Source organism: Christiangramia aquimixticola (assembly GCF_048285835.1).
In the GTDB taxonomy this organism is placed as follows: Bacteria; Bacteroidota; Bacteroidia; order Flavobacteriales; family Flavobacteriaceae; genus Christiangramia; species Christiangramia aquimixticola.
Genome location: NZ_JBLVTL010000320.1, coordinates 1 through 282, shown reverse-complemented (window position 1 = coordinate 282; position 282 = coordinate 1). Strand labels below are relative to the sequence as shown.

1 protein-coding gene is annotated in these 282 nt (G+C 40.8%); it reads right to left on the bottom strand.

What is annotated here, in order from left to right; genetic code table 11:
* On the bottom strand, positions 1–258 hold a 258-nt coding region (locus tag ACNKXV_RS14650; RefSeq protein ID WP_417908433.1), incomplete at its 3' end, for a Uma2 family endonuclease.
* Between the last annotated feature and the right edge of the window lie 24 nt (positions 259–282).

The following is a 282-nucleotide window of genomic DNA, read 5'->3' as shown; positions in this document are numbered from 1 at the left end:
GCCCTTTGGGAAACGAACATCAAAGGGAGCTGTATAGACTTGGCATTTTTGGCCCTTTAGAAAAGATCCAATTCTTAAGAAAAGCTCTCCTGAAGCTTTTTGATGAATTCTTCTAGGTGCTGCAGCAGCTTTTTTAAAAATCTTTCCACGGATCAGTTCGACGACTTCCTCAAACTGCCAAGTCAAGTAATCGGCATAGGAATACATGCCGTATTCAGCTTGAGGTTCATTGACAGTATCTGGCCTATTCGTTTCCATAGCTTAAATATACTGATCCTAAAC